The 26,055-nt window shown below is 55.6% G+C and carries 30 protein-coding genes; 14 read left to right on the plus strand and 16 right to left on the minus strand.

The window, feature by feature from the left end:
• Positions 1–8: 8 nt before the first annotated feature.
• Positions 9–854 carry a TatD family hydrolase gene (locus CS910_RS03475; RefSeq protein ID WP_099209753.1) on the plus strand — a complete coding sequence of 282 codons (846 nt, stop codon included), beginning with the start codon at positions 9–11 and terminating at the stop codon, positions 852–854.
• An 18-nt stretch (positions 855–872) separates the two neighbouring features.
• On the opposite strand, the gene CS910_RS03480 is transcribed toward CS910_RS03475, so the two are convergent.
• The 3 genes from CS910_RS03480 to rtcA are packed head-to-tail and all read right to left on the minus strand — an operon-like array spanning position 873 to position 2,706.
• Positions 873–1,376, minus strand: coding sequence for a DUF3368 domain-containing protein (locus CS910_RS03480; protein ID WP_173866219.1), 504 nt, complete (start codon positions 1,374–1,376; stop codon positions 873–875).
• On the minus strand, positions 1,373–1,624 hold the full coding sequence (locus CS910_RS03485; RefSeq protein WP_099209754.1) for a UPF0175 family protein: 252 nt from the start codon (positions 1,622–1,624) through the stop codon (positions 1,373–1,375). The genes CS910_RS03480 and CS910_RS03485 overlap by 4 nt, the downstream gene beginning before the upstream one ends.
• Positions 1,625–1,671: 47 nt before the next feature.
• The gene (gene rtcA / locus CS910_RS03490) at positions 1,672–2,706 is read right to left on the minus strand and encodes an RNA 3'-terminal phosphate cyclase (protein WP_099209755.1); all 1,035 of its coding nucleotides are present in this window, start codon (positions 2,704–2,706) and stop codon (positions 1,672–1,674) included.
• Between the two features lie 87 nt (positions 2,707–2,793).
• Between rtcA and CS910_RS03495 the strand changes: the two genes are divergently transcribed.
• A complete protein-coding gene (locus CS910_RS03495) occupies positions 2,794–3,348 on the plus strand; it encodes a hypothetical protein (protein WP_099209756.1) in 555 nt (184 codons plus the stop codon).
• Here the strand turns inward: CS910_RS03495 and CS910_RS03500 are convergent.
• The gene (locus CS910_RS03500; protein WP_099209757.1) at positions 3,329–4,150 is read right to left on the minus strand and encodes a hypothetical protein; all 822 of its coding nucleotides are present in this window, start codon (positions 4,148–4,150) and stop codon (positions 3,329–3,331) included. The genes CS910_RS03495 and CS910_RS03500 overlap by 20 nt on opposite strands.
• 9 nt (positions 4,151–4,159) lie before the next feature.
• Positions 4,160–4,672, minus strand: a complete 513-nt coding sequence (locus CS910_RS03505) for a metallophosphoesterase (protein ID WP_099209758.1) — start codon at positions 4,670–4,672, stop codon at positions 4,160–4,162.
• 191 nt (positions 4,673–4,863) lie between these two features.
• On the opposite strand from CS910_RS03505, the gene CS910_RS03510 reads away from it, so the two are divergent.
• From CS910_RS03510 to CS910_RS03550, 9 genes are all read left to right on the plus strand, one after another.
• Positions 4,864–5,358: a hypothetical protein gene (locus CS910_RS03510; RefSeq protein ID WP_099209759.1), complete on the plus strand. Its 495-nt coding sequence runs from the start codon at positions 4,864–4,866 to the stop codon at positions 5,356–5,358.
• Positions 5,358–11,429, plus strand: a complete 6,072-nt coding sequence (locus tag CS910_RS03515) for an LAGLIDADG family homing endonuclease (protein ID WP_223211921.1) — start codon at positions 5,358–5,360, stop codon at positions 11,427–11,429. Before CS910_RS03510 ends, CS910_RS03515 begins: the two co-directional genes overlap by 1 nt.
• A 44-nt stretch (positions 11,430–11,473) precedes the next feature.
• Entirely contained in the window at positions 11,474–11,902 is a 429-nt protein-coding gene (locus tag CS910_RS03520; protein ID WP_042692655.1) for a translation initiation factor IF-2 subunit beta, read from the plus strand.
• A 122-nt stretch (positions 11,903–12,024) separates the two neighbouring features.
• Positions 12,025–13,593 carry a carboxyl transferase domain-containing protein gene (locus CS910_RS03525; protein WP_099209760.1) on the plus strand — a complete coding sequence of 523 codons (1,569 nt, stop codon included), beginning with the start codon at positions 12,025–12,027 and terminating at the stop codon, positions 13,591–13,593.
• A 9-nt stretch (positions 13,594–13,602) separates the two neighbouring features.
• Positions 13,603–13,974: an OadG family protein gene (locus CS910_RS03530; protein ID WP_099209761.1), complete on the plus strand. Its 372-nt coding sequence runs from the start codon at positions 13,603–13,605 to the stop codon at positions 13,972–13,974.
• Between the two features lie 2 nt (positions 13,975–13,976).
• Positions 13,977–14,429 (plus strand): acetyl-CoA carboxylase biotin carboxyl carrier protein subunit, encoded by a 453-nt coding sequence (locus CS910_RS03535; RefSeq protein WP_099209762.1) that lies wholly within the window; start codon positions 13,977–13,979, stop codon positions 14,427–14,429.
• Between the two features lie 6 nt (positions 14,430–14,435).
• Entirely contained in the window at positions 14,436–15,575 is a 1,140-nt protein-coding gene (locus tag CS910_RS03540; protein WP_099209763.1) for a sodium ion-translocating decarboxylase subunit beta, read from the plus strand.
• Positions 15,576–15,645: 70 nt separating this feature from the next.
• The gene (locus CS910_RS03545) at positions 15,646–16,488 is read left to right on the plus strand and encodes a CBS domain-containing protein (protein ID WP_099209764.1); all 843 of its coding nucleotides are present in this window, start codon (positions 15,646–15,648) and stop codon (positions 16,486–16,488) included.
• Positions 16,489–16,524: 36 nt separating this feature from the next.
• Entirely contained in the window at positions 16,525–17,526 is a 1,002-nt protein-coding gene (locus tag CS910_RS03550; RefSeq protein WP_099209765.1) for a homoserine dehydrogenase, read from the plus strand.
• Positions 17,527–17,574: 48 nt separating this feature from the next.
• Here CS910_RS03550 and CS910_RS03555 read toward each other — a convergent pair whose 3' ends face one another.
• On the minus strand, positions 17,575–17,943 hold the full coding sequence (locus tag CS910_RS03555; protein WP_158523798.1) for a hypothetical protein: 369 nt from the start codon (positions 17,941–17,943) through the stop codon (positions 17,575–17,577).
• Between the two features lie 126 nt (positions 17,944–18,069).
• On the opposite strand from CS910_RS03555, the gene CS910_RS03560 reads away from it, so the two are divergent.
• Together CS910_RS03560 and CS910_RS03565 are read left to right on the plus strand one after the other, a co-directional pair.
• Positions 18,070–18,594: an ASCH domain-containing protein gene (locus CS910_RS03560; protein ID WP_099209767.1), complete on the plus strand. Its 525-nt coding sequence runs from the start codon at positions 18,070–18,072 to the stop codon at positions 18,592–18,594.
• A gap of 78 nt (positions 18,595–18,672) precedes the next feature.
• Entirely contained in the window at positions 18,673–19,626 is a 954-nt protein-coding gene (locus CS910_RS03565; protein ID WP_145955348.1) for a hypothetical protein, read from the plus strand.
• Here the strand turns inward: CS910_RS03565 and CS910_RS03570 are convergent.
• The 9 genes from CS910_RS03570 to CS910_RS03610 all read right to left on the minus strand — a co-directional run bounded on the left by CS910_RS03570 (position 19,613) and on the right by CS910_RS03610 (position 25,255).
• Complete coding sequence (locus CS910_RS03570; protein WP_394346601.1) at positions 19,613–20,344, minus strand: ZPR1 zinc finger domain-containing protein; 732 nt, start codon at positions 20,342–20,344, stop codon at positions 19,613–19,615. The two genes, CS910_RS03565 and CS910_RS03570, sit on opposite strands and share 14 nt — an antisense overlap.
• Before the next feature lie 57 nt (positions 20,345–20,401).
• On the minus strand, positions 20,402–20,797 hold the full coding sequence (locus tag CS910_RS03575) for a cell division protein SepF (RefSeq protein WP_099209770.1): 396 nt from the start codon (positions 20,795–20,797) through the stop codon (positions 20,402–20,404).
• A gap of 51 nt (positions 20,798–20,848) precedes the next feature.
• Positions 20,849–21,130, minus strand: a complete 282-nt coding sequence (locus tag CS910_RS03580; RefSeq protein ID WP_099209771.1) for a hypothetical protein — start codon at positions 21,128–21,130, stop codon at positions 20,849–20,851.
• A gap of 26 nt (positions 21,131–21,156) precedes the next feature.
• Positions 21,157–21,975: an exosome complex protein Rrp42 gene (gene rrp42 / locus CS910_RS03585; RefSeq protein ID WP_173866221.1), complete on the minus strand. Its 819-nt coding sequence runs from the start codon at positions 21,973–21,975 to the stop codon at positions 21,157–21,159.
• Positions 21,968–22,717 (minus strand): exosome complex exonuclease Rrp41, encoded by a 750-nt coding sequence (gene rrp41 / locus CS910_RS03590; RefSeq protein ID WP_099209772.1) that lies wholly within the window; start codon positions 22,715–22,717, stop codon positions 21,968–21,970. The genes rrp42 and rrp41 overlap by 8 nt, the downstream gene beginning before the upstream one ends.
• A complete protein-coding gene (rrp4, locus tag CS910_RS03595) occupies positions 22,701–23,474 on the minus strand; it encodes an exosome complex RNA-binding protein Rrp4 (RefSeq protein ID WP_099209773.1) in 774 nt (257 codons plus the stop codon). Before rrp4 ends, rrp41 begins: the two co-directional genes overlap by 17 nt.
• Positions 23,471–24,181, minus strand: a complete 711-nt coding sequence (locus CS910_RS03600) for a ribosome assembly factor SBDS (RefSeq protein WP_099209774.1) — start codon at positions 24,179–24,181, stop codon at positions 23,471–23,473. The genes rrp4 and CS910_RS03600 overlap by 4 nt, the downstream gene beginning before the upstream one ends.
• Before the next feature lie 11 nt (positions 24,182–24,192).
• A complete protein-coding gene (psmA, locus tag CS910_RS03605; RefSeq protein ID WP_099209775.1) occupies positions 24,193–24,975 on the minus strand; it encodes an archaeal proteasome endopeptidase complex subunit alpha in 783 nt (260 codons plus the stop codon).
• A 61-nt stretch (positions 24,976–25,036) separates the two neighbouring features.
• Positions 25,037–25,255: a hypothetical protein gene (locus tag CS910_RS03610; protein ID WP_099209776.1), complete on the minus strand. Its 219-nt coding sequence runs from the start codon at positions 25,253–25,255 to the stop codon at positions 25,037–25,039.
• Positions 25,256–25,309: 54 nt separating this feature from the next.
• Between CS910_RS03610 and CS910_RS03615 the strand changes: the two genes are divergently transcribed.
• Positions 25,310–25,777: an HIT family protein gene (locus CS910_RS03615; RefSeq protein WP_099209777.1), complete on the plus strand. Its 468-nt coding sequence runs from the start codon at positions 25,310–25,312 to the stop codon at positions 25,775–25,777.
• On the opposite strand, the gene CS910_RS03620 is transcribed toward CS910_RS03615, so the two are convergent.
• Positions 25,749–26,036, minus strand: coding sequence for a hypothetical protein (locus CS910_RS03620; RefSeq protein ID WP_099209778.1), 288 nt, complete (start codon positions 26,034–26,036; stop codon positions 25,749–25,751). The two genes, CS910_RS03615 and CS910_RS03620, sit on opposite strands and share 29 nt — an antisense overlap.
• Positions 26,037–26,055 lie beyond the last annotated feature (19 nt).

Consider the following 26,055-nt stretch of genomic DNA (forward strand, 5'->3'; position numbering starts at 1 on the left):
TGGGAGCAATGATAATCCTCGACAATCATTTCCACGTTGACCCCTTCAAGGGCCTCTTCCTCGAGGCGGTGAAGCAGTTCCACAGAGCGGGCGGGACGCACCTGATGGTCGTCTACAAGACGGCCCACGACTACGGCTTCCCGGGCCTCAAGGCGGAGGACTTCATAAAGGCCATGGACTTCCACATCGAGCTCGTCGAGAGGATAAACCGCGAGACGCCGGTTAAAGCCTTTGCCGTCGTCGGAGTCCACCCTGCGGAGTTCGTCTATCTGGTCGAGAAAAAGGGCCTTGAATACGCGAGAAACGAGGTCATGAAGGCCCTGGAGTACGCGCAAAAGCTGTGCCTTGAGGGCAAGGCCGTTGCGATAGGCGAGATAGGAAGGCCCCACTACGAGGTGAGCGAGGAAGTCTGGAACGCCAGCATAGAGCTGATGAAGTACGGCATGAGCCTCGCTAAAGAGGCGGACTGCGCGGTTCAGCTCCACACCGAGAGCTTCGACGAGGCCAAGTTCAGGGAGCTCGGCGAGTACGTGAAGGAAGTCGGCATAAAGCCCTACAAAGTAGTCAAGCACTTCTCGCCACCTCTGGTGAAAGTTGCTGAAGAGGTCGGCGTCTTTCCGAGCATAATAGCGAGTAGGAAGAACATAGAGGAGGCAATAAAGCAGGGCAACCGCTTCATGATGGAGACGGACTACATAGACGATAAGAGGAGACCCGGGGCAGTTCTCGGCCCGAAGACCGTTCCGAGGAGAACGAAGGCATTCCTCCAGAACGGCCTGTTTACGGAGGAGGACGTCTACAAAATCCACATCGAGAACCCGGAGAAGGTCTACGGGGTGGAGATGGGGGAGTAGAGCACCTTTCCCCCGCTCCTATCCCTTTCCATTCTGGGTTCTTTCTCCGGCCATCTCAAGTATCTCCTCAAGGATACGTTCAGAGATTCTAAAGCCGTGCTTTTTGAGTTCCTCAATGTACGGAAGAACTTCCTCGATGAGTCCCTTTCTTTTGGCGAGGAGAATCAACCCCAGGGTTCCAGTTACCCGCAACCCAAAGCCTCTAGCGACTTTTCTCGCGTCCTTGTCATCGAGAACGACCAAATCAATCCCATTTTCAAGGGCGAACGCTATCGTCTCCGCCTCTCCATGGTCAATCAGCTCAAGCAGGAACTTGACGACTCTCTGGTTTTCAACTGAAACCCTTTTCAGAAAACCCGCGTTTTCGATGTCAATTGCCTCCTCGTGCCCGGTTCCCTCAACGACCGTCTCATGATAGACGGCGTCAGTGACGTAAATCTCGTCAAAAAGTTCGTTTAATATGTTGAGTAACCCCAGCTTGGCGAGAAAGATGAGGGGAGACGAGTTGATTGCCGCTCTCATGACAGCTCCTCCAGAACCCTGAGGTCGTTCTCAAGCTCTTCCTCATCGTAGGGAATTCCCAGACCTTCTTTTGAGAGGAGTTCGATGAACTCCCACTTGCTCAGCCCCGCCAGCCTTCTCGCCTGCCCGAAGGACAGTATACCCTTCTCATACAGCCTGAGCGCAAGCTCTATCCTGACCCTCTCCTCAACCTCGTCATCGGGTATCTTCACCATTCCCGGAAGCTCAACGACTATTTTCTTTCCCATTCTCCCACCATTCCAGGTAAAACTCATGGCCCTATTTAACCCCTTCGTCAGACCTCCGCCCTCTTCACCACCCTCACAACCCCGGGCTCTCCGATTTCTCCCTCGACCTCGAAGGTTCTGCCCAAAAACCGCTCCACGACCCAGACGTTGGTGACGAGGTGGTTCGTGATTTCTGCAACGCCTATCTCTCCGCCCGCGAAGGCCAGGAACGGTATCAGCTGGTCACCGAGGAACTTATCAACTGCCTTCCTCGGCGTCAGTTGCTCAATCAGCTCTTCGGCGGCCTCCCTGCCGACCACCTCAGCCGGCTTTCCGCGCTTTCCGAGGGCGTCTCCAGCTAACCTAAGCGAGTCCGTCTCGGCCCAAACCACTATTCCACTTCCCGGCCCGAGGGAGCGCGAGATCTCCCTCTCAATCTCGACAGGGACGCTATAGAGGCTTCTCAGCTTCTCCTCCGCCGATTTTGCCTGTCTCTCCGCGACGTGGGCGGGTAGATTCGTCGCGTGGCTTATCCCCGCGAAGCGCTCTATCTTACGCCACTCGAGGGCAACGAGGGGCTTTCTCTCCTCCCACCGCTCGACCCTTCCGAGGACGAGCCCTCCACCCTTCGGGTAGTGGCCCCTCCTCTTGAGCTCAATCTCCGCTTTCAGGCCCATCTTTTCGAGCGCGAAGAGCGTAACGTTCCTCAGGTAGTCCACCGGCGGGCTCCAGGGCACGTCTGTTCCGCCGGTTACCTCGAAGCTTCCCCCCACGAAGGCCATCGCTGGCAATAACTCCTGGAGGACGAGCGCTATGCTCCCGGCCGTCTTTATTGGGACTTTGATGTGCTTAGGCTCTGCCCTCCCTGGGACGAACTCAAGAACCGTAGAGCCGACTTTTGCTCCTCTAACCCTCGCGTTGCTCAGCTCCTTCAAAGCGAGAATACCGTGCAGGTGCTGGGGCCTTAATCCGGGGTTTGGCCTGTTGGCCCTTATCCTGTGAATCCTCACAGGTTTTCCGGTGATTACCGACAGGGCAACGGCCGTTCTGAGTATCTGCCCTCCTCCCTCGCCGTATGAGCCATCTATCTCGACCCACTCCATTCTCCCACCATGGGGGAATTTCCCGCGAAGCCTAAAAACCTGACGAAAGGCTTTTAGGCGGGCCGAATAAGGTGGCATGGTGAGAGCATGGACGAGCTTGAGTTCTGCGTGAAGAGCCTTAGTTACCCCCTCGGAACCCTCCTCGAAACGCTGAAGAGGAAACCCGGTGAGAGGGTTGAGATTGACGGGGTGTATCTAACCCTCCCCGAGCTCCCCTTCGCGGTTAAGTGCTACCTGACCGCCAGGGCGCTCTTCGAGAGCCTCGACCTCGTTGACAGGAAGAGGCTCGGCGACGACATGGCGTACGTGGAGGAGTTCATCGCGAGGGTTTTATCTTCCCCGCTCGGGGAGAAAATCCGGCCGTACCTTGAGAAAACCAGCGAGATTTCCATAAGGGGCAGGCTCAACGTGAATTGGCTTGAGTTCGAGAGGCGGAGCGAGAGGCTGAGGCCCCTCCTGGAACAGATTCTGGCGGGAGAAGAGCCCCAGGAAGTTTCCAACCTCTCGGTCGACGAGTGCCTCCTCCTCAGCTACCTCGCCGGCGAGCGGAAGAAGCGCGAGAGGGTCAACGCCGTCCTTGGGAAGCTCAACCCTGCCTTCAGGGAAGCTGTTAAGGCCTACTTCAGGGCCCTGAAGAGTTGAGCTCGACCGCGATTTTCAGCGCTTCTTCCCTCTCAAACCCTTTCCTCACGAGCGCCTCGACGAGCTTCGCGAGTTTTTCAACGTTGCGCAGGTTCAGCCTGTTCTCGGGGAGGGAAATCAAACTTACCGGAACGTTGAAGCCGAGCCTCGCCGAGAGTTCGACCGCAAACTCCTCCCTGCTCAGCGGGGGAATCCTCACGAAGGCCGAAAAATCGAGGTTTCGATACCTGCCCGCGTCCTTCGTCTCGACGATTATCGGCCCGTTCCGCTCCCCGTTCAGGAGCTCCGCAACTGTCTCAACGCCCGGCTCCCGGAGGATTAGCGCGTTCGCTGGAACGAGCTCCGACAAATCAACCCCCCTCAGGTTTTCGACGAGCGTATCGACGCCGAGCGAGAGAACTTCCCGCCAGTCAAGGGTTTTTTCCTCTTTTTCCCGCCTTTCCGAGGTGACCCTTTCGTAGAGGACCTCGCTGACGAGGGTTATCTGGTAGACCTCCTCGATGTCCTCGAGGGTCAGGATTCCGTTGGAGAGTAACTTAAGGCCGAGCCTCGCGAGGGAAGAGCTGAGCTCCTCCTCGCTCCTCGTCGTTATGGCCTTCTTTCCGGAAACGTCCTCTAAGCCACGGCTCACGAGCCTGTAATCGGTGGGGAAGAGTCCCTTGGCGTTGAAGAACTCCTCCAGCGTTTCCTTAGCTTTTTCCTCGCTGACGGCGTAGACCTTCACGAACTCGACGTTTCCAGCCCTATCAACGCCGATGAAGACCACCGCGTCCCTCCTCTCGGCCGGCGTCAATATGTCCATCGGCTCACCTCATACGCTCATGGCCCCCAACAGCTCACCGGTCTCGATGTTGAAAATCTCCACAACCCTCTTCCTCGTGTCGAGCAGGGCGACGCTCCTGACGCCGGTTAAATAGCCACAGACCTCGCCGGGATTGACGAGTATCGTCCTGCCCACTTCCCTAATCTCGTAGCGGTGGGTGTGGCCCACTATAACCACGTCGTAGAGCTTGCTGTAGGCCAAAGCCTTAACGAGAACCTCGTTCGTCCCGTGAGTGACCGCTATCTTCATTCCGTCCGCCTTGACCTCGATGAGCTCGTCCTCTATCCCTAACGCCTTCCTCAATCCACTCCTCTCGCCGTCGTTGTTGCCGAAGACGCCCCTCAGCGGGGCCTTGAGCTTTCCGAGCTCCCGTGCGACGAAAGGGGCGATGTAATCACCCGCGTGGATTACGAGGTCAACGTTCCTCTCGTTGAGGAACTCGACTGCCTTCCTTATGGCCGGGAGGTTATCGTGGGTATCGCTCATTATTCCAATCAGCATTACGGCTCACCTTAAGGGGACTGCTCGTCCAAGTTTAAAGGGTTATCGAGGCCAAAAGCGTTCCCCTGCTCATCTGTGCTCATGAATGCATTCGAGTGGAAATCGAACTGGCATAACTCCGCGCAACACCGTTCTAAGCTGTTCCGACAAGGTTTATTAGCCGAAGACCTTAGGTCGTTCAAGGTGGTGGTATGTTCACCGGCAGGGCGCTCATCGCTGTGAAGGTGTTAAAGCCCTTCTCGGACTGGAATCAGGGCGACATAGTCCTAATCGAGGACTGGAAGGCGAGGGAACTCTGGGAAGCGGGAGTGGTTGAGATAGTGGACGAAACCGACAAGGTAATCGGTGAGATAGACAAGGCAATAGCCGGGGAGCGCGAGAGCGAGCCGTTAACGGCACTCCCGGCCGGGCTCTACGAGAGGGCCGAGTTCTACCTGTATTACCTTGAAAACTACGTCCGCCTCAACCCGAGCGAGAGCGTCGAGACCATAAACGTCAAGCTCACCAAGCTTGCCAACCTCAAGAAAAAACTCCGCGACTTGAAGATGATACGCTTCAACAAAATCCTCAAAGCGGTCATGCTGAGGCCCAACAGCCTCGAACTCCTCTCGCGCCTCTCGCCGGAGGAGAGACGGCTCTACCTCCAGATGTCCAAGATAAGGAACGAGTGGCTCGGTGATGCCTGATGGACAGGGAGGAGATGATTTCGCGCTTCGCAAAGTTCCTCCGCGAGTACGTTGACGACGACGGCAACGAGGTCTACATCAACCGCCTTAAGGACCTCCTTACGGTAACACCGAAGCGCTCCTTGGCTATAGACTGGGCGCATCTCAACTCCTTCGACCCCGAATTAGCGGAAGAGCTCCTCAACAACCCGGAAGAGGCGATAGCGAGCTGTGAGGACGCGATTCAGATTATCCTCCGCGAGCCTCCGCTCCTCGTTGAGAGGGATTTGAAGGTTCACGCGCGCTTTTACAACCTGCCCCACACGATACTCGTCAAGGAACTGGGGAGCGAGCACATAAACAGGCTTATTCAGGTCGAGGGAATCATCACGCGCGTCAGCGAGGTCAAACCCTTCGTCCAGAGAGCCGTTTTCGTCTGCAAGGACTGCGGAAACGAGATGATTCGCCTCCAGAGGCCCTATGAGAACCTCGTCAAGCCGGCCAAGTGCGACGCCTGTGGTTCAAGAAACGTCGAGCTCGACGTGGAAAAAAGTAGGTTCATCAACTTCCAGAGCTTCCGCCTTCAGGACAGGCCCGAGAGCCTCAAAGGTGGCCAGATGCCCCGCTTCGTTGATGCCATACTTCTCGATGACCTCGTCGACACCGCCCTGCCCGGTGACCGTGTTCTCGTGACCGGAATCCTGCGCGTTATCCTCGAGCAGAGGGACAAGAGGCCGATTTTCAAGAAGGTTCTGGAGGTCAACCACATCGAACAGCTCAGCAAGGAGATTGAGGAGCTTGAGATTTCGCCGGAAGACGAGCAGAAGATTCGCGAGCTGGCGAAGAGAAAGGACATCGTTGACGCGATAGTGGACTCGATAGCTCCGGCCATCTGGGGCCACAGGATAGTCAAGAAGGGAATCGCTTTGGCCCTCTTCGGCGGTGTGCAGAGGGTTTTGCCCGATGGAACGAAGTTAAGGGGAGAAAGCCACGTTCTGCTGGTTGGTGACCCGGGTGTGGCAAAGTGCGTTGATTACCACACGAAGGTTCTCTTAGCCGATGGAAGCCTGAAGGAGATTGGTGAGATAGTTGATGAGGCCATCGAAAAGGCAAAAGCCGAAGGGAAGCTCGGAAGGGTTGACGATGGCTTCTACGCGCCGATTGACCTCGAACTCTACGCCCTCGACGCGAAAACGCTGAAGGTCAGGAGAGTTAAGGCGAACATCGCCTGGAAGAGAACTGCTCCGGAAAAGATGTTCAGAATAAAGACAGCGAGCGGAAGGGAGATTCGCGTTACCCCAACCCACCCGTTCTTCACCTTCGAAAACGGCCAGTTCAGGACGAGGAAGGCAGAAGAGCTGAGGGTTGGGGACTTTATTGCCGTGCCGAGAGTCCTTCCAGTTGAAGGAACGCCCCTTGAGCTTTCAAAAGCCCCCATTGAAAAGCCGAAGACTGCAAAGGCAAGGCTGAGCCTTCCAGAAATTGCCAACGAAAAATTCTGGTATTTAATCGGATTGCTGGCAGGAGAAGGGTATGCCCAAAACCGGGGCGGTAGTGCAACTGTGTATTTCACTAACAACGATGAGCAACTGGTGCGGTTTGTTTACGAGTATCTCAAAGATCTGGGTCTCAACCCCACCATTCGCGAGAGCCATAAAGGCAAGAGCGCGCGGGAGGTCTACGTGAGTAGCGTTGAGTTCTACCGCCTGCTTGAGTGGTTGAGTCTCGCGACAAACTCAAGGGACAAGAAAGTTCCACCACAGCTTTTCGAAGCGCGCTTGGAGGATATCCGGGGCTTTCTGAGGGGATACTTCGATGCAGAAGCCACAGTAGATAGAGGGAGGGCTAAAATAACTGTTGTTTCGGCGTCAAAAGAGCTCCTCAACGGCGTTCAGCACCTCCTCCTTCGCTTTGGGGTAAAGTCACAGCTCCACGAAACAATGGCCCGCGCGACCAACGGCAAAATGAATGCCCCAAGAACGTACTATCGGCTTTTCATCACCGGAGAGGATGCCATTAAGTTCAGGGAAACGATTGGGTTTGGCCTACGTTCTAAAATGGATATCCTTGAGCGTGTAACCTCCAACGGAAAGACGAACACCAACGTTGACGTCGTTCCGGGCATTGGTTCACTACTGAGGAACCTCCGCACCAAGGCTGGATTGACTCAAGCTCAGATGGGCATACCACGCTCAACTTATCTTCACTATGAGAGGGAAGACCGTCTTCCAAGCAGGGAGAAGCTCAAGGTTATTGTTGATGTTCTCAAAGCTAAATTGCCTGAATCCCCCGAGGTTGGCCTTCTGGCGACTCTGGCTGACTCTGACATCTTCTGGGACAGGGTTGTCGAAATTGAAGAGTACAAACCCGAGCACGAGTGGGTCTACGACCTCCAGATTCCAGAGCACCACAACTTCATAGCCAACGATATCTTCGTCCACAACAGCCAGCTCCTCCGCTACGTGGCTAATTTGGCGCCGAGGGCTATTTATACGAGCGGTAAGAGCAGTTCGGCCGCAGGCCTCACGGCCGCCGCAGTCAGGGACGAGTTCACGGGCTCGTGGGTTCTGGAAGCTGGTGTCCTTGTGTTAGCGGACGGCGGGTTCGCCTGCCTGCACCCTGATTCACGGATTCTTGTAGATGGAAAATACCAGAGAATCGAAGACCTCTTCGAGCTTGAGAAGTCCTACAAGGCGCTCTCCGATGGCCAAATCGTGGACATTCAGGAGAAGGAGATGGAAGTTACAGCCCTCGACCTCGGAAGCATGAGGACGAAGACCTCTAAAGCCACGATAATCCGCAGGAAGCCCTGGAAGGGAGAGCTGTTAAAGCTCAAGTTCCGCTCGGGCAACGAGGTAACCCTAACTCCTGACCACCTCCTCATAGACGGCCAGACCCTTGAGTGGAAGGAGGCGGAAAGGTTTAAGGTTGGCGATATGGTGGTTGCCCCGCTGAAGCTTCCACCAGTGGGGAGAAGGGCGTATCTGCTCGATATTTTGCCCTCGGACTGGAAGGTCAAGCTAACCCCTGAAGAAAAGAACGAACTGAAGCGAGAAATCCTCAGGAGATTCAAGAGCCTCGCGGAGTTCAACAGGGAGTACGGCGTTTTAAAGGACTTCCTCTCTGGAAAGGGTTCTATCCGCGTCGGGAAGTTCAGGGAGATACTGCGTGAGCTGGGACTCTACGAGAAGTGGCGGGAGAGGCCTCTAACCTACGGCCCAAACTACCGCAGGGAGCGCCTCAAGGTGGCCTACATAACACCGGAGCTTGCGTACTTCCTCGGATTCCTCTACGGCGATGGGTGGATAAAGAGGAACGGCTCTAAGGTTCACGTTCGCATCGTGCAGTCAAAGGTTCACAAAGACCAGATTAGGGCAATCAGAAGGGCATTTGAGAGCTTCTACGATGGACCGTTGAGAGAGTACGAGAGAACCACGAGGAGCGAGCTTGCTGGCAATGAAATAGAGAGCGACGCGATAACGTTCCATGTTAGCTCGCCACTGCTCGCGTACCTGTACGAGTATCTCACCGAAGACAACCTGAAAAACGCATTCTCTCTGGACGATGAGGCGCTGAGAGCGTTTATCGCGGGCGCTCTCGATTCGGACGGCTGTGTCTCAGTCAAGAAGAGCAAGAGGGGAAGCGTGGTTCACATAGAGTTCCTGCTCTCAAACGATTTGGAAAGGGACAAAGCCTTTGCACTGCTCCTCAGGAGGTTTGACGTGTACGCCCGTGTGATTCCAGGGAAAGGCGTGAACAGGGTTAGGGTAACTGGAAGGGAGGACGTCATAAACCTCCTCAACGCGGTTAAGGATTACAGCGTTAAGGTCAAGGAGATACCCATCAAAAAGCATCTCGTCTCGGCGAGGAGCGACAAAGTGCCGGCAGAACACGTTAGGAGAATCGCAAAAGCTATTATCAAGAGCGTTCCTGCCAAAGTACTGCAGGAGAGAGGGCTCTGGAGTACCGTTTATTCTTACGCCAAGGGCAAGTATCAGCCCAGCAGGATTCAGCTCAGAAAACTCATTGAGAGGCTTAGCGATGTCCTGAGTCCAGAAATCAAGATTAAGCTCGAAGTTCTTGCCACAAGGGATTATCTCCTTGACGAAATAGTCTCCATCGAGCGCATCCCATACGAGGGCTACGTTTACGACCTCTACGTGCCCGGCGAGCACAACTTCCTGGCTGAGGGAATCATAGTTCACAACTGCATAGATGAGTTCGACAAGATGAGCGACAGGGACAGGAGCGCGATTCACGAAGCGCTGGAACAGCAGAGCTACCACCACGACTTTGAAATACTCCTCGCTGACGGCAGGAAGGTGAAGATAGGTGAGCTGGTGGATTCCCTCATCGAGGCCAACCGCGATAAGGTGATACTCGGCAGGGACACCGAGATACTGCCCGTTGATGACATAGAGCTCCTCGCGTACGACCTCGAGCGGAAGGAAATCGTGAAGGTTAAAGCGGATCGCGTGAGCAGGCACAAAGCACCTGACAGGTTCATACGGCTGAGGTTCTCGAACGGCAGGGAGATAACGGTAACCCCAGAGCACCCAATTATGGTGTGGGAGGACGACGAAATAAGGGAGAAGCCCGCTGAGAAAGTCAAGCCGAGGGACATCGTTCTTGGGGTTGCTCGCTATCCAATTGAACTTCCTCCCGTTGAGGGAGAAAAGTTTAGAGAACTCACAGACGCAGAGGCCAAAGCGGACTATCTCTACTCTCAGGGAAGGGTTGTGAGGGTGAAGCGCACTCGTGGAGGGTACGTTGTGGAAGAGATAGAGAAGGCTTTTCCCCGCTCACTAGTTAGACATTTAACCAAGGCTGGCAGAACCCTTGGCGTTGTTCAGCTCCCCGCGGAAAGGCGGAGGTTTGTCCTTCCGCTAATCAGGGAGAGCTTCATTAGGCCCTACCTGGAGAGGGTTCTGTCGAGGATTGAGGAGTTAAGAACTCTCTCCGAAAATGACCCATCAAAGGCCGTGGATTTGCTATCTCGCTCAAAAATATACTCTTACACGGGGGTTACGGCTGATAAATTGAAGAAACGCGCCGAACTTGGTGACCGCTGGGCAATTTCAGCTATAAAAACGTTAGCCGAGGGCACAATCAGGAAAGCCGAAAACGAACTTGAGAGTTTCCTCAGCTACTGGAACGGCAACATCAACTTCCTCAGGGTCACGAAGGTTGAAGAAATCCCCAACGACCGCTGGGAGTGGGTCTACGACGTAACCGTTGAGCCGTACCACCTCTTCGTCTCCCATGGTCTGGTTCTTCACAACACGATAAGCATCTCCAAGGCTGGCATTACAGCTACCCTCAACGCGAGGACGACCGTTATAGCCGCTGCCAACCCGAAGTTCGGTCGCTTTAACAGGCACAAGTCCCTCCCTGAACAGCTCGACCTCCCGCCGACCCTGCTGAGCCGTTTCGACTTAATCTTCCTCCTGCTCGACGAACCGGACGAGAAGGTCGACGCGAGCATCGCCGAGCACATCCTCAAGGTTCGCAGGGGGGAGGCAGAGGTTGTTACGCCAAAGATACCCTACGACCTCCTCAAGAAGTACATAGCCTACGCGAGGAAGAACGTCCACCCGGTTCTGAGCAGGGAAGCCATGGAGGAAATCAAGCGCTACTACGTCAAGATGAGGAAGGGCCTGAAGAGGGGCGACGAGGAAGGCGTCCAGCCGATTCCGATAACCGCGAGACAGCTTGAGGCCCTCATACGTCTCAGCGAGGCCCACGCGAGAATGAGGCTGAGCGAGACGGTGACGCGCGAAGATGCGAGAGCTGCCATAGAGCTCATCGAGGCGATGATGAGGACGATAGCCGTCGATGAAGAGGGCAACATAGACGTCTCAATCCTTGAGATAGGCAAGAGTTCCAAGAAGCTCAACAAGATAGAGAAGCTGGTCGATATAATCAAGAACCTCGAAGGGGAAGGCGATTATGGAGCGCCGGCAGAGAAGGTAATCGAGGCCGCAAAGCAGGCCGGGGTCGGCAGTAAGCGCGAGGTCGAGAAGCTCATCGAGGAGCTCAAGGCAGACGGCAGAATCTACGAGCCGAGGGCGGGCTTTTACAGGGTGCTCTAACAAAGGTTATAAAGCGAAGGGGAAACCTATGAGGGGGTGAGAAGATGAGCGAGAGCATTGACTTTTACGACTTCGAGAAGCTCCTCGATAAGGCTTACGAGGAGTTGCCCGAGAACGTGAAGTCCCACAAGTCCCGTTTCGAGGTCCCGCCGGCGGTCGTCACAATAGCCGGTAACAGGACGATAATCGAGAACTTCGTTGACATAGCGGAAGCGATGAACCGCGACCCGAACCATCTCCTGAAGTTCATCCTGCGCGAGGTTGCTACGGCAGGAACGCTCGAGGGCAGGCGCGTAATCCTGCAGGGACGCTTCACGCCGTACCTGATAGCCAACAAGATGAAGAAGTACCTCAAGGAGTACGTCATCTGTCCGGTCTGTGGAAGCCCCGATACCAAGATTATCAAGCGCGGACGCTTCCACTTCCTCAAGTGTGAAGCCTGTGGTGCCGAAACGCCAATCCAGCACCTCTGAGGTCTTCCTTCTTTTTTCCCAGCCATTGGACAAATTATCCACTCTTGGATGAATTTCGCTCCTCAAAAACCCTTTTAAACTTTACAAACTACAACCCCCAAGAAATCAAGGGGGTTACTCTCATGGGCATGGAGGAGAAGCTCAACGAGCTTTACGAGAGGAGGGAAAAGATTCTCGCCATGGGCGGGGAGAAGGCCGTCGAGAAACAGCACGCCAAGGGCAAACTCACCGCCCGCGAGAGGATTGAGAAGCTCCTCGACCCCGGAAGCTTCGTGGAAATCGGAATGTTCGTCAAGCACAGGGGAACTGAGTTCGGCCTCGACAAGAAGGAGCTTCCGGCGGACGGCGTCATCACCGGCTACGGAACCATCGACGGCAGGCTGGTCTTCGTCTACGCGCAGGATTTCACCGTTATGGGCGGTTCGCTCGGTGAGATGCACGCGATGAAGATAAAGCGTGTCATGGAGCTGGCCCTAGAAGCCGGCGCTCCGGTTATAGGCCTCAACGACTCCGGAGGAGCGAGGATTCAGGAGGGTGTCGATGCCCTCAAGGGCTACGGTGAGATTTTCAAGATGAACACGATTCTCAGCGGTGTCGTTCCTCAGATTACCGCGATAATGGGACCATGCGCCGGCGGAGCCGTTTACAGCCCGGCTATCGGTGACTTCATCCTCATGGTGGACAACCCCGCGAGCTTCATGTTCATCACCGGGCCTCAGGTCGTCAAGGCCGTTACCGGCGTTGAGGTCACACCGGTTCAGCTCGGTGGAGCGATGGTTCACGCGCAGAGGGCCGGTCAGGCCCACCTCATAGGCAAGAGCGACGAGGAGGTTCTGGCTTTAATAAGGCGTCTCGTGAGCTATCTACCGTCCAACAACATGGAGAAGCCACCCCGCGTCAAGACGAGCGATTTGCCCTTCAGGAAGAGCGAGAGGCTCTACGAGATTGTCCCGGACGACCCGAACAAGCCCTACGACGTCAGGGAGGTCATCTACGAGATAGTCGACCGCGATGAGAACGGCAACCCGGACTTCCTTGAAATCCTCCCCTACTTCGCCCCGAACGCCGTGGTTGGCTTCGGAAGGATGAACGGCCAGACCGTCGGTATAGTCGCCAACAACCCCAAGTACTTCGCCGGCGTCCTTGACATAGACAGCTCAGACAAGATAGCGAGGTTTGTGAGAACCTGCGACGCCTTCAACATTCCGATAGTCACGCTCGTGGACGTCCCCGGTTACCTGCCCGGTGTTGACCAGGAGAGCAGGGGAATAATCAGGCACGGCGCGAAGGTTCTCTACGCCTACGCCGAGGCGACGGTTCCTATGGTTACGGTGATTCTAAGAAAGGCCTACGGCGGAGCCTACCTCGCGATGGGAAGCAAGCACCTCGGAGCGGACTTCGTCTTCGCCTGGCCGACTGCCGAGATAGCGGTCATGGGTCCGGAGGGAGCGGCGAACATTATATTCAGGAAAGAAATCGCAGCGGCCGAGAACCCGGAGGAAGTTAGAGGGCAGAAGATAGCCGAGTACCGCGAGAAGTTCGCCAACCCGTACGTCGCGGCCGCGAGGGGTTACATCGACGACGTCATCGACCCAGCCGAGACGAGGGGCAAGGTGATTATGGCGCTTGAGGCCCTTGAGAGCAAGCGCGTCAAGCTCCCGCCGAAGAAGCACGGCAACATACCGCTGTGAGGTGAAAGCATGAGTCAGCTCACGGAAGGTGGATGGATTACCATCATAGGAATCACCGTTGTCTTTGCCATACTCACTATACTGGCCATTATCCTCTACGCCATAGGCGCCTTCGAGCGCGGTATGACCGGAAGGGCCAAGAAGGCCGAGGAAAAGGCCGTTGTGGAGACGGAGGAGGAGGTCGAGACCCCGGAAGAGGAAATTCCCCCGAGGGATTTGGCAATCATCACAGCCTCAATCCTCGCCTACCTCGCGAAGAAGGCCGAGGTTGCCAGGCCGTTGCCCTTTAAGAGGAAGGTTTCCGACGCGTGGCGCCTCTACGGTTTACAGAGCGGTATGAATGAGGTTGAGAACTTCAACTACGAGATGAGGAAGTGGTGAAGATGAAGGTTAAGGTCATCATCGATGGAAGGGAGTACGAGGTTGAGGTTGAAGAGCTCGCCGGCGGGAAGTTCAAGGTCAGCTTCGAGGGCAAGAGCTACGAGGTCAAGGCCGAAGGCCTTGGAATAGCGCTCCCGAGCGTCCCTGAAACTACCAGTGCTCCGGTTCCTGCTCCGGCCCCTGCTTCCCATTCAGTTCCTGCCCCTGCCCCTGCTCCTTCGTCGGCTCCCGCGAGTGCTTCGCCCAACACAGTCACTGCCCCAATGCCCGGGAAAATCCTGAGGGTCCTCGTGAGCGAGGGTCAGCAAGTCAAAACCGGCCAGGGTTTGGTTGTTCTTGAGGCTATGAAGATGGAGAATGAGATTCCCGCTCCGAAAGACGGTATTGTGAAGAAACTCTACGTGAAGGAAGGCGACACCGTCAACACCGGCGACCCACTGGTTGAGCTCGGGTGATGGAGCATGACGAGCTTCGTGGACTTCCTGAGCACAATGGGCCTGCTCCACCTCACGGTAGGGAACATCATCATGATTGCAGTGGGCCTGACGCTGGTCTACCTCGCGATACGCTACGAGATGGAACCGCTGTTGCTTTTGCCCATAGGTATCACGGCGGTTCTCGTTAACCTTCCCCTCAACGGAATCGCGAACTGTCCGACCGTTGGGCCCCTCTGCAGTCACCCTGGCCTGTTTGACATAATCTACCACTACCTCATCAAGACGGAGATAGTGCCGCTCCTCATATTCTTCGGTCTTGGGGCGATGACTGACTTCGGGCCGCTCATAGCCGACCCAAAGACCGCTCTCCTCGGCGCGGCGGCGCAGGTTGGCGTCTTCGTTGCCATGCTTACCGCTCTCGCGCTGGGATTCAACATCCATGAGGCCGCTTCAATAGGAATCATCGGCGGTGCGGACGGACCGACAACGATATACCTCACCACAAAGCTCGCGCCCCAGATACTCGCCGCGACCGCGGTAGCAGCCTACAGTTACATGAGCCTCGTTCCGTTGATTCAGCCGCCCATCATAAAGGCGCTAACAACGCCGGAGGAGAGGCGCATAAGGATGGAGCAGTTGAGACCCGTTTCAAAGCGCGAGAAAATCCTCTTCCCGATAGTCACAATGATAGTCATCGGCCTGCTCGTCCCCAGCGCGGCACCGCTGATAGGAATGCTCATGATGGGCAACCTCTTCCGCGAGAGCGGCGTCGTTCCAAGGCTTACAAAGGCGGCACAGGAGGAGCTCATGAACATCGTGACGATATTCCTCGGGCTCGGTGTCGGCTCAACCATGAGGGCCCAGAGCTTCCTCACGCCCCAGACTCTGGAGATACTGGGACTCGGCATCGTCGCCTTCGCCAGCGCAACCGCTGGAGGAGTGCTCTTCGGAAAGCTCATGAGCAAGCTCTCAGGCGGCAAGATAAACCCGATGATAGGCGCCGCGGGAGTTTCGGCGGTGCCTATGAGCGCGCGCGTCGTGCAGAGACTGGCCAGTGAGGAGGACCCGGGCAACTTCATCCTCATGCACGCCATGGGTCCGAACGTCGCCGGTGTTATTGGAACCGCCGTTGTCGCGGGTGTTTTCCTCGCGCTCCTCGGCTGACGTTCCGTCCATTTTCTTTTCTAAAACCTTAAATAGGGGGGCACCGTCTTAGGTTAAGCGGTGGTAGAACATGAGGGTAAAGACCCTGATGACAAAGGACCCAGTGGTAATTCAGTTGCCGGCGACAAGGGAGTACGCCCTCGAGCTCTTCAGGAAATACAACGTTCGCTCGTTTCCGGTCGTTAACAGGGAAGGCAAGCTCGTCGGGATAATCAGCATTAAGAACGTCCTCATAAACCCGGACGAGGACCAGCTGGCAATGCTCGTGAAGCGGGACGTTCCAATTGTCAAGGCCAACGACGACCTCAAGAAGGCAGTTAGGAGAATGCTCGAGACCGACTACCGGCGCGTCGTTGTCGTTGATGACGAGGAGAAGCCAATAGGAATCCTGACCGTTGGCGACATCGTTAGACGCTACCTGGCCAAGAACGAGAAGCTGAAGGACATAACGATTGAGCCATACTATCAGAAGTACGTCAGTGCGGTGTGGCGTGGGACTCCTCTCAAGGCGGCCTTGAAGGCTTTACTCCTGTGCAACGCGATGGCGATTCCGGTTATAGATGACGACGGAAACCTGATAGGAATGGTTGATGAGACCGACCTGCTCAAGGACAGTGAGGTAGTCAGGGTTATGAAGCAGACGGCCCTTTCGGCCTCAAGCGAGGAGGACTGGATTCTTGAGAGCAATCCGACGCTTCTCTTTGAGAAGGCCGAGCTCCAGCTTCCAAAGAAGCCCGTTGAGGATATAATGAACCCCAACGTCGTCGTGGCAACGCCTCACATGAGCGTCTACGAGGTCGCCCAGAAGATGGTTGAGTACCACATAGAACAGTTGCCAGTCATCAAAGGGGAAGGAGAGCTCGTCGGCATAGTTAGGGACATGGACATAATCAAGGTAATCCTCAACAAGTGATTTAAGCCCTTCCCCCTTTTCTATTCCGGTGATGGGATGGCGGTGAAGGTTCAGCTCTTTGGCTTCGGCAACGTTGGCAGAGCCGTTGCGCGGGTTCTGGTTCAGAAGGAGCGCTTCTTCCAGGAGAGATACGGTTTATCCTTCAGGGTCGTCAGCATCTCCGACACGAGCGGAACCGTGTGGCTTCCCGAGGGAATCGATTTGAGCGAGGCCCTTCTCGTCAAGGAGAACTTTGGAAAGCTCAGTAACTGGACGAACGACTACGAGGTCTACAACTTCTCGCCGGCCGAGGCGGTGAGGGAGATTGAGGCCGACGTGGTTATTGACGTGACCAACGATGGAAACGCCCACGAGTGGCACCTTGAGGCACTGAGGGACGGGAAGGCCGTCATTACGAGCAACAAGCCACCGCTGGCGTTCCACTACGCGGAGCTAATCAAAGAAGCTGAGCGGAGAGGCCTGCCGTACCTCTTCGAGGCGACGGTTATGGCGGGGACGCCAATCATCGGGCTCCTCCGCGAGAACCTGCTCGGCGACACGGTAAGGAGAATAAAGGCCGTCCTGAACGCGACGACGACGTTCATACTCTCCAGGATGGAGCAGGGAATTGACTTCGAGAAGGCAGTGAAGCAGGCGCAGGAGCTTGGTATAGCTGAGAGGGACCCGAGCGGAGACGTCCTCGGAATTGACGCCGGCTACAAGGCGACTATACTCCACTGCGTTGCCTTCGGGCCGATTACCTTCGACGAGATTGCCGTCAAGGGCATCGCGGAGGTTACGGTTGACGAGGTTAAGAGGGCCCTCGCAAAGGGAAAGAGGATTAGGCTCGTCGCGACAATCGAGGAGAAGAGCGTTAAGGTCGCCCCGGAAGATGTTTCAGGCCCGCTCGCGGTTTCAAGCAACGAGAACGTTGCCCTAATCGAGACCGACCTTCTGGGGGAGCTTCTCGTTAAGGGGGCCGGCGCCGGGCTGAAGGAGACGGCGAGCGGGGTCGTGAGCGACCTCGTGAAGGCATCGCTGAAACTCAGGGCAGGGTGATTTCCAGAGGCGTTCGTTTTTGACGTGGGTTTTCCACTCCATTCCCCTTTAGGGCAGTCTGTACTTCTTCCCTTCCACCTCAACAATCAGGACGGTTCCGAACCAAGCGGGATTGTGGTAGAACTTAACAGGGACTCCGCACACGGGGGTTTCAACGGGTTCTTCCACCCAAATCTCCCGAGAGGTGTACTTATCCTTCAGAATTATGACCTTCTTCAGGCCATCGTGGGCCGAAATCTCACAGACCCTTCCGTCCTTCTCTATCCTTAAAACCGGTGTTCCCCACACGGCTTGCCCTATAAGCGGTCCTATTACAAAGCTTCCTATGAGGGCATAGAAAGCAACGGAGGGAATTTCGAGGAAGAGAAGGAATACTAAGAGGACAAGCCCTACCACGACTCCAAGGACTGACGCCATGAGCTCCTTTCGCCGGGTCTTTTTAACGGTTACCATCGAAATCCCTACTAAAATTCAACCTTGGGAAGTTAAAAGCTTTGCCCAAACCTTTTTATTCCCTCCATCGAGGGTTCGCCAGGTGAAAGCATGGAGCACGTCATAGCGCTCCACCAGGTTTACGCCGAGCTGATATTCAGGGGCCTCAAAACGGTCGAGGTCAGGAAGAGGAAGGCCTTCGATGAGGGTGACCTGGTGTTCCTCTACATAGCGCGCGGTAATCCCTACGAGCTGAGGGACACGCTGAGGAGGCTCAACCTTCACGAGGAGCAGGCGCTGACTCAGAGGGGGACAATCGCTGGAGGCTTCGAGGTCGGCGAGGTGATAAAGGCCGACCTCGAGACCCTCTGGGAGATGGCGAAGGATACGAGCGGTTTAACCCTTGTCCACGGCGAGAACGGGAAGAACTGGCTGGCCAGCTACATCAAGGACTACGGCTACGTTTTCACAATCGAAAGGCCGTTTCTCTTCAAGGAACCGATGAGCAGGGAGGAGATGAAGGAGCGCTACGGAATCCACGTCGAGGGTATAATTCACCTCTCAAGGAAGACGAGGAAGCCCTGGGTAAGGGCCCTGATTGAGGATTTGCTCGCGAGGGACTACTTCTACCTCTGAGTGTTTTAGGCCCCCCTAACGCCCCTGCAAACGTTTTTAAGCCCTTTCTCCTTAGTCTCTGATTACCAAAGTGTGGGTGTGTTCTGCATGAAGTTTGGGATTAGGTACGCCTTGGCATTCCTTCTCGTGGGACTCGTTCTCGCGGGAAGCGGGTGTATGAGCTCTGGAACGGGCAGTTCGACTCCGTCCGCGACCGATACCTTCTCCGAGAAAAGTTCCGAGAAAACTCCGACCGAGACAACCAAAGACGTCAAGCTCAACGCCGACCTGCCCGTCACGCTCAAGTTCGACACGATGAGGGTCGTTGTATCGGACGTTGACGAGCCCCTCATCGAGGTCATAACGAGCGAAACCGGGAGCACCGACGCGGTCGTGGTCGTCCCGGAGGACTCATACGAGGTTCTCGAAACCGACGACGGCTACGTCGTTAAAATAGACTACTCAGACGGCTACTACGTCAACATTGACTACTCCTACAGCGACGATGAACCCCTCAAGACGTTCTATTACCTTGAAACCGACGATGACTATCTCGTCGTCAAATCGCGCGACTATTTTGGCGCGGTTGACGACACTGACCTGGGTGGCGACATCGAAAATGCAGTGGAGATGGCCAAGAGCGCGGGCAACCTTGGCGAGTACACCCTCATGGTGGCCGAGCCCAACGGTAAGCACATGACCTTCAATCCGGACAGCGATGACGTTGACATCCTCACGGGCAACATTTACATGGCCGATGAGGACGTCGCGAAGGTAGGCAAGCCCTACGTTTTCATTCAAATCGTTGACAACGGTGATTCGCTCGACGTGAGCGACGTCACCAAGGGCGTCGCCGGAGACATGGCCTTTGGAATGCCTTTTATACTTGAATACTCCAACTACGTGAACGGCGACGACGTCTTCAGCGTCATCGCGGTAAGCATGGACGACTATAAGAAACTCGCGAACGGGGAAGCTGAACTCAACTTCGACGGAAGAAACGTGGAGGTAAATGGAATCGAGGACAAGGTCTTCGTCCTCATTTCTCACTGAGCTCCTTCCCCTCTTTTTTGGTTTCTTCTGGGTTTTTACCGCCCTCCTTGGCCTCTTCTTGCCCCTCAAGCTCCTCCGGGTTAACTATCTGGTACGGTCCGAGGCTCAGCTTCTGGATTTCCTCCTCTGTTAAAAGCCTGCTCCTGACCTTCTCGCCTATGAGCGCACTGTTGCCGAGGGGGTCGGCTATCTTTACCGTCAGAGGTTTCTTCCCTTCCTTGACGTCCTCGATGTACTGGAGTATCTCGTCGGCCTTCTTTACCGCTTCTTCGTCGCCCTCCTGCTTCCTGAACTCCCTCGCCATTAGCAGGGTTTCACGAACCCTCTCAAGAACGCCCTCAACGTTCGTGATGAAGCCTTCAGATGCCGGCCCCGGTTCAATCTTGACGCCTATCTCCTCCAGCTCTATGGTTCCACTCTTGCTCCTGACGACGCGCGTGAAGAGGTCCTTCTCGTTCTCGACCTTAACCGTGTAGAGCTTCGGTGGTCTGTCCTCGAGTATCATGACGTCCGCGTTTCTATAACCACACTTCTCGCAGATTATCGTGCTCTCCATGACCTTGCCGAAGTAGGGAATCTCGTGAATGTGCTGAATGGCCTTGAGCGTTCCCTTTCCACCGCAGATGGGACAGTCACCGAGGCTTACGACCTGAACCTCACCGAGCTCGGGGTCAACCTTCACCCTTTCACTCCTCTTTTCCTCCTTACTCATGAGCATCACCGAGAAGAGAACCGAGGTGGTGTTTATAAAGACGAGGTTTGAAAAAGGAAAGCCTCACTTGACAATCTTTATGTCGTTCGGCAGGAGGATAAGCTTAACCTCGGTCTTGCATATCTTGGCCGCCTGCCCTCCGAGCGCTCCAACCATACCCTTGAGCTGCTCCGCGACCTTTTCTAGGACATCCGGTCTCTTTTCAAGCGGTGTCAGGTCAACTATAACGATGTTACCCTCGTGGAGCTCGTTGGAAATTCTCTCTAGGTCGGAGTAGCTGGTCACGGTTATCTTCTTCAAGTAGCGAACCTGGGGCTTAACGAGCTCCTTAGCAAGAACATCCTCCTCAATCGGTACGACATCGATGTCATGCCTGGGAGCGACTTCCTTCTTAACGCTCGCGGGAGGCTTCATTTTAGGCTTGCTTTCCTTCTTTTTGAGGCTGTCGAACAATCCCATGAGGGTTCCCCCCGGTTAATCGTAAAGCCGTTTAGTTTTATGCCTTTTCCTTTATAGCTCTTTCCCAAACTCCTTGGGGTTTTCCCCGCGGAGCTCGAAGAGCCCGAGAAGAGAGAGTGCAAAGGCAACTATCCCGGACACAATAACTAGGAGATTAGACGTCTTCCATCCCTTGTTGTTGGCTATGTACAGCCCCCAAACCAAGAGGGCTAGTCCCCACATGGCGGTGGTAAGGAGTAAATCTTTCTTTCTCTCTTCCCGTAGGAGAAGGTAAAGGGTCCTAACGGCGAAGCCCGCGAATATTATTGCGGCGATGATGTTCATCACGTCCATATTTATCACCGAAAAGATGGAAAGGGTCAGGCCTTCTCAACGGCCTCGAGGACGATTTTTCTAAGTTCCTCGGCCTTCTTGAAGGCCGTGTCGACGGCGTACATGACTTCCTCGAGCTTGAAGCTTCCTCCCTCGCCCTTTTGGGCGGCCGAGATGTGGCCGTTCTCGTCGGTGGTTATAGTAATCCTGCCGTCCATGACGCGCTCCTCGTCGAGGTTCGGGTCTACTACCATCGTGCTACCGATTTTCGCGAAGGTGACTGGTATCGGGACGCTCTTAACAGGCAGGGGCTCGTACTCGTCGAGTATCTTTACCTCCCCGCTCTCCTCATCGTACTCAATCTTCGGAATCTTGGTGCTCATGAGGGCCGCTATTGCACCTATTCCGCTCGCGTCGAGCAGGTTGCCGTCGTGGTCGAGGACGTGGACGTCGATGAAGATAACCCTGACGAGCTTGCCGGGAACGATGACGAGCTTCTCGAGCTCAACGGCCCCGCTCTCCCTTATCCCCCTGTCCACAACACGGGCGAGCTCGATGGCGTTCTCGTCCGGCGGACCGGGCTCGAAGGTCGGCGAGGCAAGGGGAACGAGCTCGACGTTGGTTGTCATGACGCCCTTCTCCGGCAAATCCGGGAACGGCTCGCCGAGGTCAACCTTTATTCCGACGAGGACCTGCGTGTTTCCAAGCCTGACCCAGGCCGAACCCTCTGCCTTCTCTATGACGTTGACCTTGACCTCGAGGTCGCGGTAGTCCTCGAAGCCCCTTCCGTCAATCCTCTTGCCCTCCCTGAGGAGGTTTATGATGTGGTCGCGCATTATGCTAGCCATGACTTCCATCTCACTCATTGCCCGCCACCTCCTGCGCTATGCGGAGGTATTTTTCTTTGAGCGCTTCCCTCTGCTTCTGGTAAACCGCCTTGGCTCCCTTTATCGCGAGTTTTACGGCCTCTATGAACTCCTCCCTCGTTAGGTAGCCGTCCATCTGAAGGAGCGTTATGTCGTTCTTGAGGGGCATTATGGCAACGGGAACGTCCGCCTCACCGTAGTTGTCCTCGTCCTTGTTGAGGTCGAGAACGATTTCGCCGTCAATCTTTCCGGCGGCGCACGCTGCCACGAGGTCCCTCATCGGTATTCCGGCGTCCGCGAGGGCGAGTGAAGCGGCCGTTATTCCGGCAACCCTCGTTCCTGCATCTGCCTGTAGGACCTCTATGAAGACGTCTATCGCCGTTCTCGGGAACATTTCAAGGATTAGGGCCGGTTCAAGCGCGCCCCTTATGACCTTGCTTATCTCGACGCTCCTCCTGTCCGGTCCGGGCTTTTTCCTTTCCTCGACGCTGAATGGTGCCATGTTGTAGCGGACGCGCAGAATTGCCCTGTCCGGCCTCTGGAGGTGCTTGGGGTGAATCTCCCTCGGGCCGTAGACAGCGGCCATTATCTTGTTCTTGCCCCACTCGACGTAGGCCGAGCCGTCGGCGTTTTTGAGGACGCCAACCTCCATTTTAATGGGCCTAAGCTCGTACTTCTTCCTGCCGTCAACCCTTCTACCGTTCTCGTCGATGAGCTTTAAACCCTCAGGCCTGCCCATCATCATTCTCACCTTCCTTCTCCTCAAGCTGGGGGATTTCCTCAATAACTCCCTGCTCCTTGAGTTCCCTGAGCCTCGAAAGCAGGTACTCCTTGACCCTGTCTGTCAGTCCCTGCGTGTGGCTCTCGCGGTCGACCTTGAGTATGGCCTCTATCGCGAGCTTCTCGAGCTCATCGTTCTTTCCGCTCACCCAGACCCAGCCGTTCTGGCCCACTATGATTCTCGTTCTGGTGAGCTTCTTAATCATGTTAATCATCGAACCGCCCTTGCCTATGAGCCTCGGCACCTTGGAAGGCGTTATCGTGACGAGCTGTCCGCCCCTGAGCGGGCCGCCCTTGAAGGGCATACCCTTCGTTGTGAGGTCAATCTGGTTTATCTCGTTGAAGGCCTTCACCTTGGCGTAGATTATGTCGCCTATGTCGTAAATCTTCCGCAGGTCGGTCTTGAGCAGGTCTATGCGCTCCTCAACCGCGTCCTGAACGCGTAAATTGGCCTGGTACGGTGCCCCTATGTCAACGGTCCAGTTGGAGAACTTGACGTCCACTATCTTTCCGAGGACGTTGTCCCCAACCTCTGGGATGTAGGGCCCTTCGAGCGGAATGACCCTTATGAGGTCCCCCCTTATCTCGACAAGTCCTATCACCGTTGAGTAAATCCTGTTGCCTTCCCTGAAGGTTCCCCTTCCGTTCTTAAACGGCCCCTGGGCGAGCAACGTCCCAGGGACGACCAGTTCCCTTGGTTTTACAAAAATCCGCCTCATAGTCCCTTCCTCTCTACAAGTTTAGTAAGAGCGGTGCCCTTCGTCAGGGCGTTAAGCTTCTCATAAAACTCCTCCTCGATTCCTCCGGGAATCTCGATGAGGAACATCCACGAGCCGTCACTGGCCCACTCCTCGCGTTTTATCGTTCCGAACTTTCTAACCTCGCCGTAGGCCTTCCCAACGTAGTCGCTCGGTATCTTCACCGCTATGACCTTGACCTCGAGCTTTATCGGGAGCAACGGTCTAATCGCCTTGATAACCTTCGGAACCTGTGCCTCCGCGTCCTTGAAGAGGTCAACGTGAACCCCTGCCTCTTCCATTGCCTTCAGGATTCTGTCTACCGGGTGCGGATAGCCGGTCCTCGGGTCAACCGCGTGCCTGTGGATTATCGTCGCTATGTAGCGCTTCTTCTCCTCGAGCATCTGCCTCCTCTGCTCCGCGGTGAGCTGAACCTCGCCCTTCTGGAGGATTATTTTAGCGACTTCGTAGGGGTCGCTGGTTCCGAAGATTTTCTCCATCTCGTGCTCGCTGGCCTTGTCGCCCTTGTGCGCGTCCTTGAAAACGTAGGGAGTGGCGAGGATTTCTTCTATGGGAACCTCCTTGCCCTCCTTGAAGTCCCTCGCGAGGTAGGGGTCAACGAGTATCTCGAAGGTCTCGCCGTGCGTCTTCAGACGGGCGATTACCGCTTTGTCAACGCTAATCGGCATCGCCCGCCACCTCAGTAGTTCTGGTCGAGTTCCGAATAGTCCTCGGCCTTCTCCTCAACCTCTTCCTCTTTAATCTCCTCAAGGACCTCGTTGAGGTACTTCTCAAGCTCCTCCCTCGGGAGCTTCTTCCAGCGCTTGTCCTCGGTGGTAATGTATGCAACCTCTATCGAGTCCGCGGTTGGCTCTTCAAGGGTCTTTGAGAGTGCCAGTATGGCGAGTTTTATTGCCCCGTCCCTGTCGAGGTTCTCGTCGTAGTGCTCCTCGAAGATGGCCATCGCCACGTTCCTTCCGCTTCCTATAGCGACGGCCTTCCACTCGAAGTAGGCACCGCTCGGGTCGGTCTCGTAGAGTTCCGGTTTTTCGTTAACGCCCGCCATGAGCAAAGCGGCACCGAAGGGCCTCACACCGCCGTACTGGGTGTGGGCCTGTTTGAGGTCGCAGATTTTCTTCACCAGAACGGTGAGCGGAACGGGTTCGCCGTAGGTGAGGCGGTAAATCTGGGCCTCCAGCCTGGCCCTGTCAACGAGAACCCTTGCGTCAGCGATGATACCGCTCGGAGCGGCCGCTATGTGGTCGTCAATCTGGAAAATCTTCTCGTAGCTCCTCGGCTCAATGAGCCTGCTCGTGATTCTCTTCTCAACGGCCAAAACGACTCCGTCCTTCCACTTAACTCCTACAGCCGTTGCGCCTCTTTTTACAGCTTCCCTCGCGTAGTTTACCTGAAACAGCCTTCCGTCCGGGCTGAAAACGGTTATCGCCCGGTCGTAGCCAGCCTGCGGTGGTACAAACGCCATTCTACATCACCCCTGTTTCTCACTCCTTTTCGATAGTTGCCGGGTTTTCTATTAAGCTTTTCTATCCTCCCCGGAAGGCTATAATCGCCATCTTTCTCGCGGTTCTCTTCGCCATCTCGAGCGGTATAAAGGCCAGCGCGAAGACGAGGGCTCCGACGTAGATGGACGCCGTCCCGATGGGCTTGAATATCAGCAACGCAAAGCCGAGCAGGAGCAACAGTAGCCCGGCAGAGAGGAATTTTTTGTGGAGTTTCTGGAGCGATTCAAGCGACTCCTCCATGCCACCACCGGGAGCTTTTTTAGGTGGGAGGATTTTAAGCCTTTGGTGTTGCCGATGGAGTGCCCCTTCTGCAGACCGCCGAGGGAACAACTCCTCTACGAGGATAGCCTAATAAGAATCCTGTTCGACGCTTATCCTGCCAGCAGGGGACACCTCCTCGTCGTTCCGAGGAGGCACGTCGAGCGCTGGGAAGATTTGACGGGAGAAGAGAAGCTCGCCCTGATACGGGGCATGGAGTTGGCGATGGAAGTCCTGAGGGAGACGTTGAAGCCAGACGCCTTCAACGTCGGCATGAACCTCGGAAAGGAAGCCGGGCAAACGGTCCCGCACCTGCACCTCCACGTAATCCCGCGCTGGGAGGGGGACAGCAGAAACCCGAGGGGAGGCGTCAGAAAGGCCGTCCTCGATTTGGAGGACGAGAACTTAAGTTTGAAGGAGCGGTGGGTGAAGAACCGTCTGAACGAGGAAGAGATGAAGGCCCTCCGCGAGGCCTTCAGTAAACGTGGCTCTCGCTCTCCCTGAGGAGTTCGAGGGTCTTCAGGAGTCTCTCAACTTCTTTCCTCGGGTAATGCTCCTCGACGTCGCTCTCCGGGTCGAGCCTCTCCAGCTCGGCCTTGAGCTTTTCCAGGTCCTTCAAATCCTCCTGAATCTCAATCGCCCGCTGGGCGAACTCGTAGCTCGTCATCGGGCTCTCAAAAACCCTCTGCTGGTTGACGACGAGGGCAATCCTAAGGTGGCCTATCGTTTCCTCCAAAAGCTCGAGAAGTTCCTTGACCTTCATGGTCTATCCTCGACCCGAG

Source organism: Thermococcus henrietii, assembly GCF_900198835.1.
GTDB lineage: Archaea > Methanobacteriota_B > Thermococci > Thermococcales > Thermococcaceae > Thermococcus > Thermococcus henrietii.

What these genes read in the sequence shown, in the direction of transcription:
- CS910_RS03475 (WP_099209753.1), top strand. Translation starts at nt 9, where the DNA reads ATGATAATCCTCGACAATCATTTCCACGTTGACCCCTTCAAGGGCCTC.
- CS910_RS03480 (WP_173866219.1), bottom strand. Translation starts at nt 1,376, where the DNA reads ATGAGAGCGGCAATCAACTCGTCTCCCCTCATCTTTCTCGCCAAGCTG.
- CS910_RS03485 (WP_099209754.1), bottom strand. Translation starts at nt 1,624, where the DNA reads ATGGGAAAGAAAATAGTCGTTGAGCTTCCGGGAATGGTGAAGATACCC.
- rtcA (WP_099209755.1), bottom strand. Translation starts at nt 2,706, where the DNA reads ATGGAGTGGGTCGAGATAGATGGCTCATACGGCGAGGGAGGAGGGCAG.
- CS910_RS03495 (WP_099209756.1), top strand. Translation starts at nt 2,794, where the DNA reads ATGGACGAGCTTGAGTTCTGCGTGAAGAGCCTTAGTTACCCCCTCGGA.
- CS910_RS03500 (WP_099209757.1), bottom strand. Translation starts at nt 4,150, where the DNA reads ATGGACATATTGACGCCGGCCGAGAGGAGGGACGCGGTGGTCTTCATC.
- CS910_RS03505 (WP_099209758.1), bottom strand. Translation starts at nt 4,672, where the DNA reads ATGCTGATTGGAATAATGAGCGATACCCACGATAACCTCCCGGCCATA.
- CS910_RS03510 (WP_099209759.1), top strand. Translation starts at nt 4,864, where the DNA reads ATGTTCACCGGCAGGGCGCTCATCGCTGTGAAGGTGTTAAAGCCCTTC.
- CS910_RS03515 (WP_223211921.1), top strand. Translation starts at nt 5,358, where the DNA reads ATGGACAGGGAGGAGATGATTTCGCGCTTCGCAAAGTTCCTCCGCGAG.
- CS910_RS03520 (WP_042692655.1), top strand. Translation starts at nt 11,474, where the DNA reads ATGAGCGAGAGCATTGACTTTTACGACTTCGAGAAGCTCCTCGATAAG.
- CS910_RS03525 (WP_099209760.1), top strand. Translation starts at nt 12,025, where the DNA reads ATGGGCATGGAGGAGAAGCTCAACGAGCTTTACGAGAGGAGGGAAAAG.
- CS910_RS03530 (WP_099209761.1), top strand. Translation starts at nt 13,603, where the DNA reads ATGAGTCAGCTCACGGAAGGTGGATGGATTACCATCATAGGAATCACC.
- CS910_RS03535 (WP_099209762.1), top strand. Translation starts at nt 13,977, where the DNA reads ATGAAGGTTAAGGTCATCATCGATGGAAGGGAGTACGAGGTTGAGGTT.
- CS910_RS03540 (WP_099209763.1), top strand. Translation starts at nt 14,436, where the DNA reads ATGACGAGCTTCGTGGACTTCCTGAGCACAATGGGCCTGCTCCACCTC.
- CS910_RS03545 (WP_099209764.1), top strand. Translation starts at nt 15,646, where the DNA reads ATGAGGGTAAAGACCCTGATGACAAAGGACCCAGTGGTAATTCAGTTG.
- CS910_RS03550 (WP_099209765.1), top strand. Translation starts at nt 16,525, where the DNA reads ATGGCGGTGAAGGTTCAGCTCTTTGGCTTCGGCAACGTTGGCAGAGCC.
- CS910_RS03555 (WP_158523798.1), bottom strand. Translation starts at nt 17,943, where the DNA reads ATGGCGTCAGTCCTTGGAGTCGTGGTAGGGCTTGTCCTCTTAGTATTC.
- CS910_RS03560 (WP_099209767.1), top strand. Translation starts at nt 18,070, where the DNA reads ATGGAGCACGTCATAGCGCTCCACCAGGTTTACGCCGAGCTGATATTC.
- CS910_RS03570 (WP_394346601.1), bottom strand. Translation starts at nt 20,344, where the DNA reads ATGCTCATGAGTAAGGAGGAAAAGAGGAGTGAAAGGGTGAAGGTTGAC.
- CS910_RS03575 (WP_099209770.1), bottom strand. Translation starts at nt 20,797, where the DNA reads ATGGGATTGTTCGACAGCCTCAAAAAGAAGGAAAGCAAGCCTAAAATG.
- CS910_RS03580 (WP_099209771.1), bottom strand. Translation starts at nt 21,130, where the DNA reads ATGGACGTGATGAACATCATCGCCGCAATAATATTCGCGGGCTTCGCC.
- rrp42 (WP_173866221.1), bottom strand. Translation starts at nt 21,975, where the DNA reads ATGAGTGAGATGGAAGTCATGGCTAGCATAATGCGCGACCACATCATA.
- rrp41 (WP_099209772.1), bottom strand. Translation starts at nt 22,717, where the DNA reads ATGATGGGCAGGCCTGAGGGTTTAAAGCTCATCGACGAGAACGGTAGA.
- rrp4 (WP_099209773.1), bottom strand. Translation starts at nt 23,474, where the DNA reads ATGAGGCGGATTTTTGTAAAACCAAGGGAACTGGTCGTCCCTGGGACG.
- CS910_RS03600 (WP_099209774.1), bottom strand. Translation starts at nt 24,181, where the DNA reads ATGCCGATTAGCGTTGACAAAGCGGTAATCGCCCGTCTGAAGACGCAC.
- psmA (WP_099209775.1), bottom strand. Translation starts at nt 24,975, where the DNA reads ATGGCGTTTGTACCACCGCAGGCTGGCTACGACCGGGCGATAACCGTT.
- CS910_RS03610 (WP_099209776.1), bottom strand. Translation starts at nt 25,255, where the DNA reads ATGGAGGAGTCGCTTGAATCGCTCCAGAAACTCCACAAAAAATTCCTC.
- CS910_RS03615 (WP_099209777.1), top strand. Translation starts at nt 25,310, where the DNA reads ATGGAGTGCCCCTTCTGCAGACCGCCGAGGGAACAACTCCTCTACGAG.
- CS910_RS03620 (WP_099209778.1), bottom strand. Translation starts at nt 26,036, where the DNA reads ATGAAGGTCAAGGAACTTCTCGAGCTTTTGGAGGAAACGATAGGCCAC.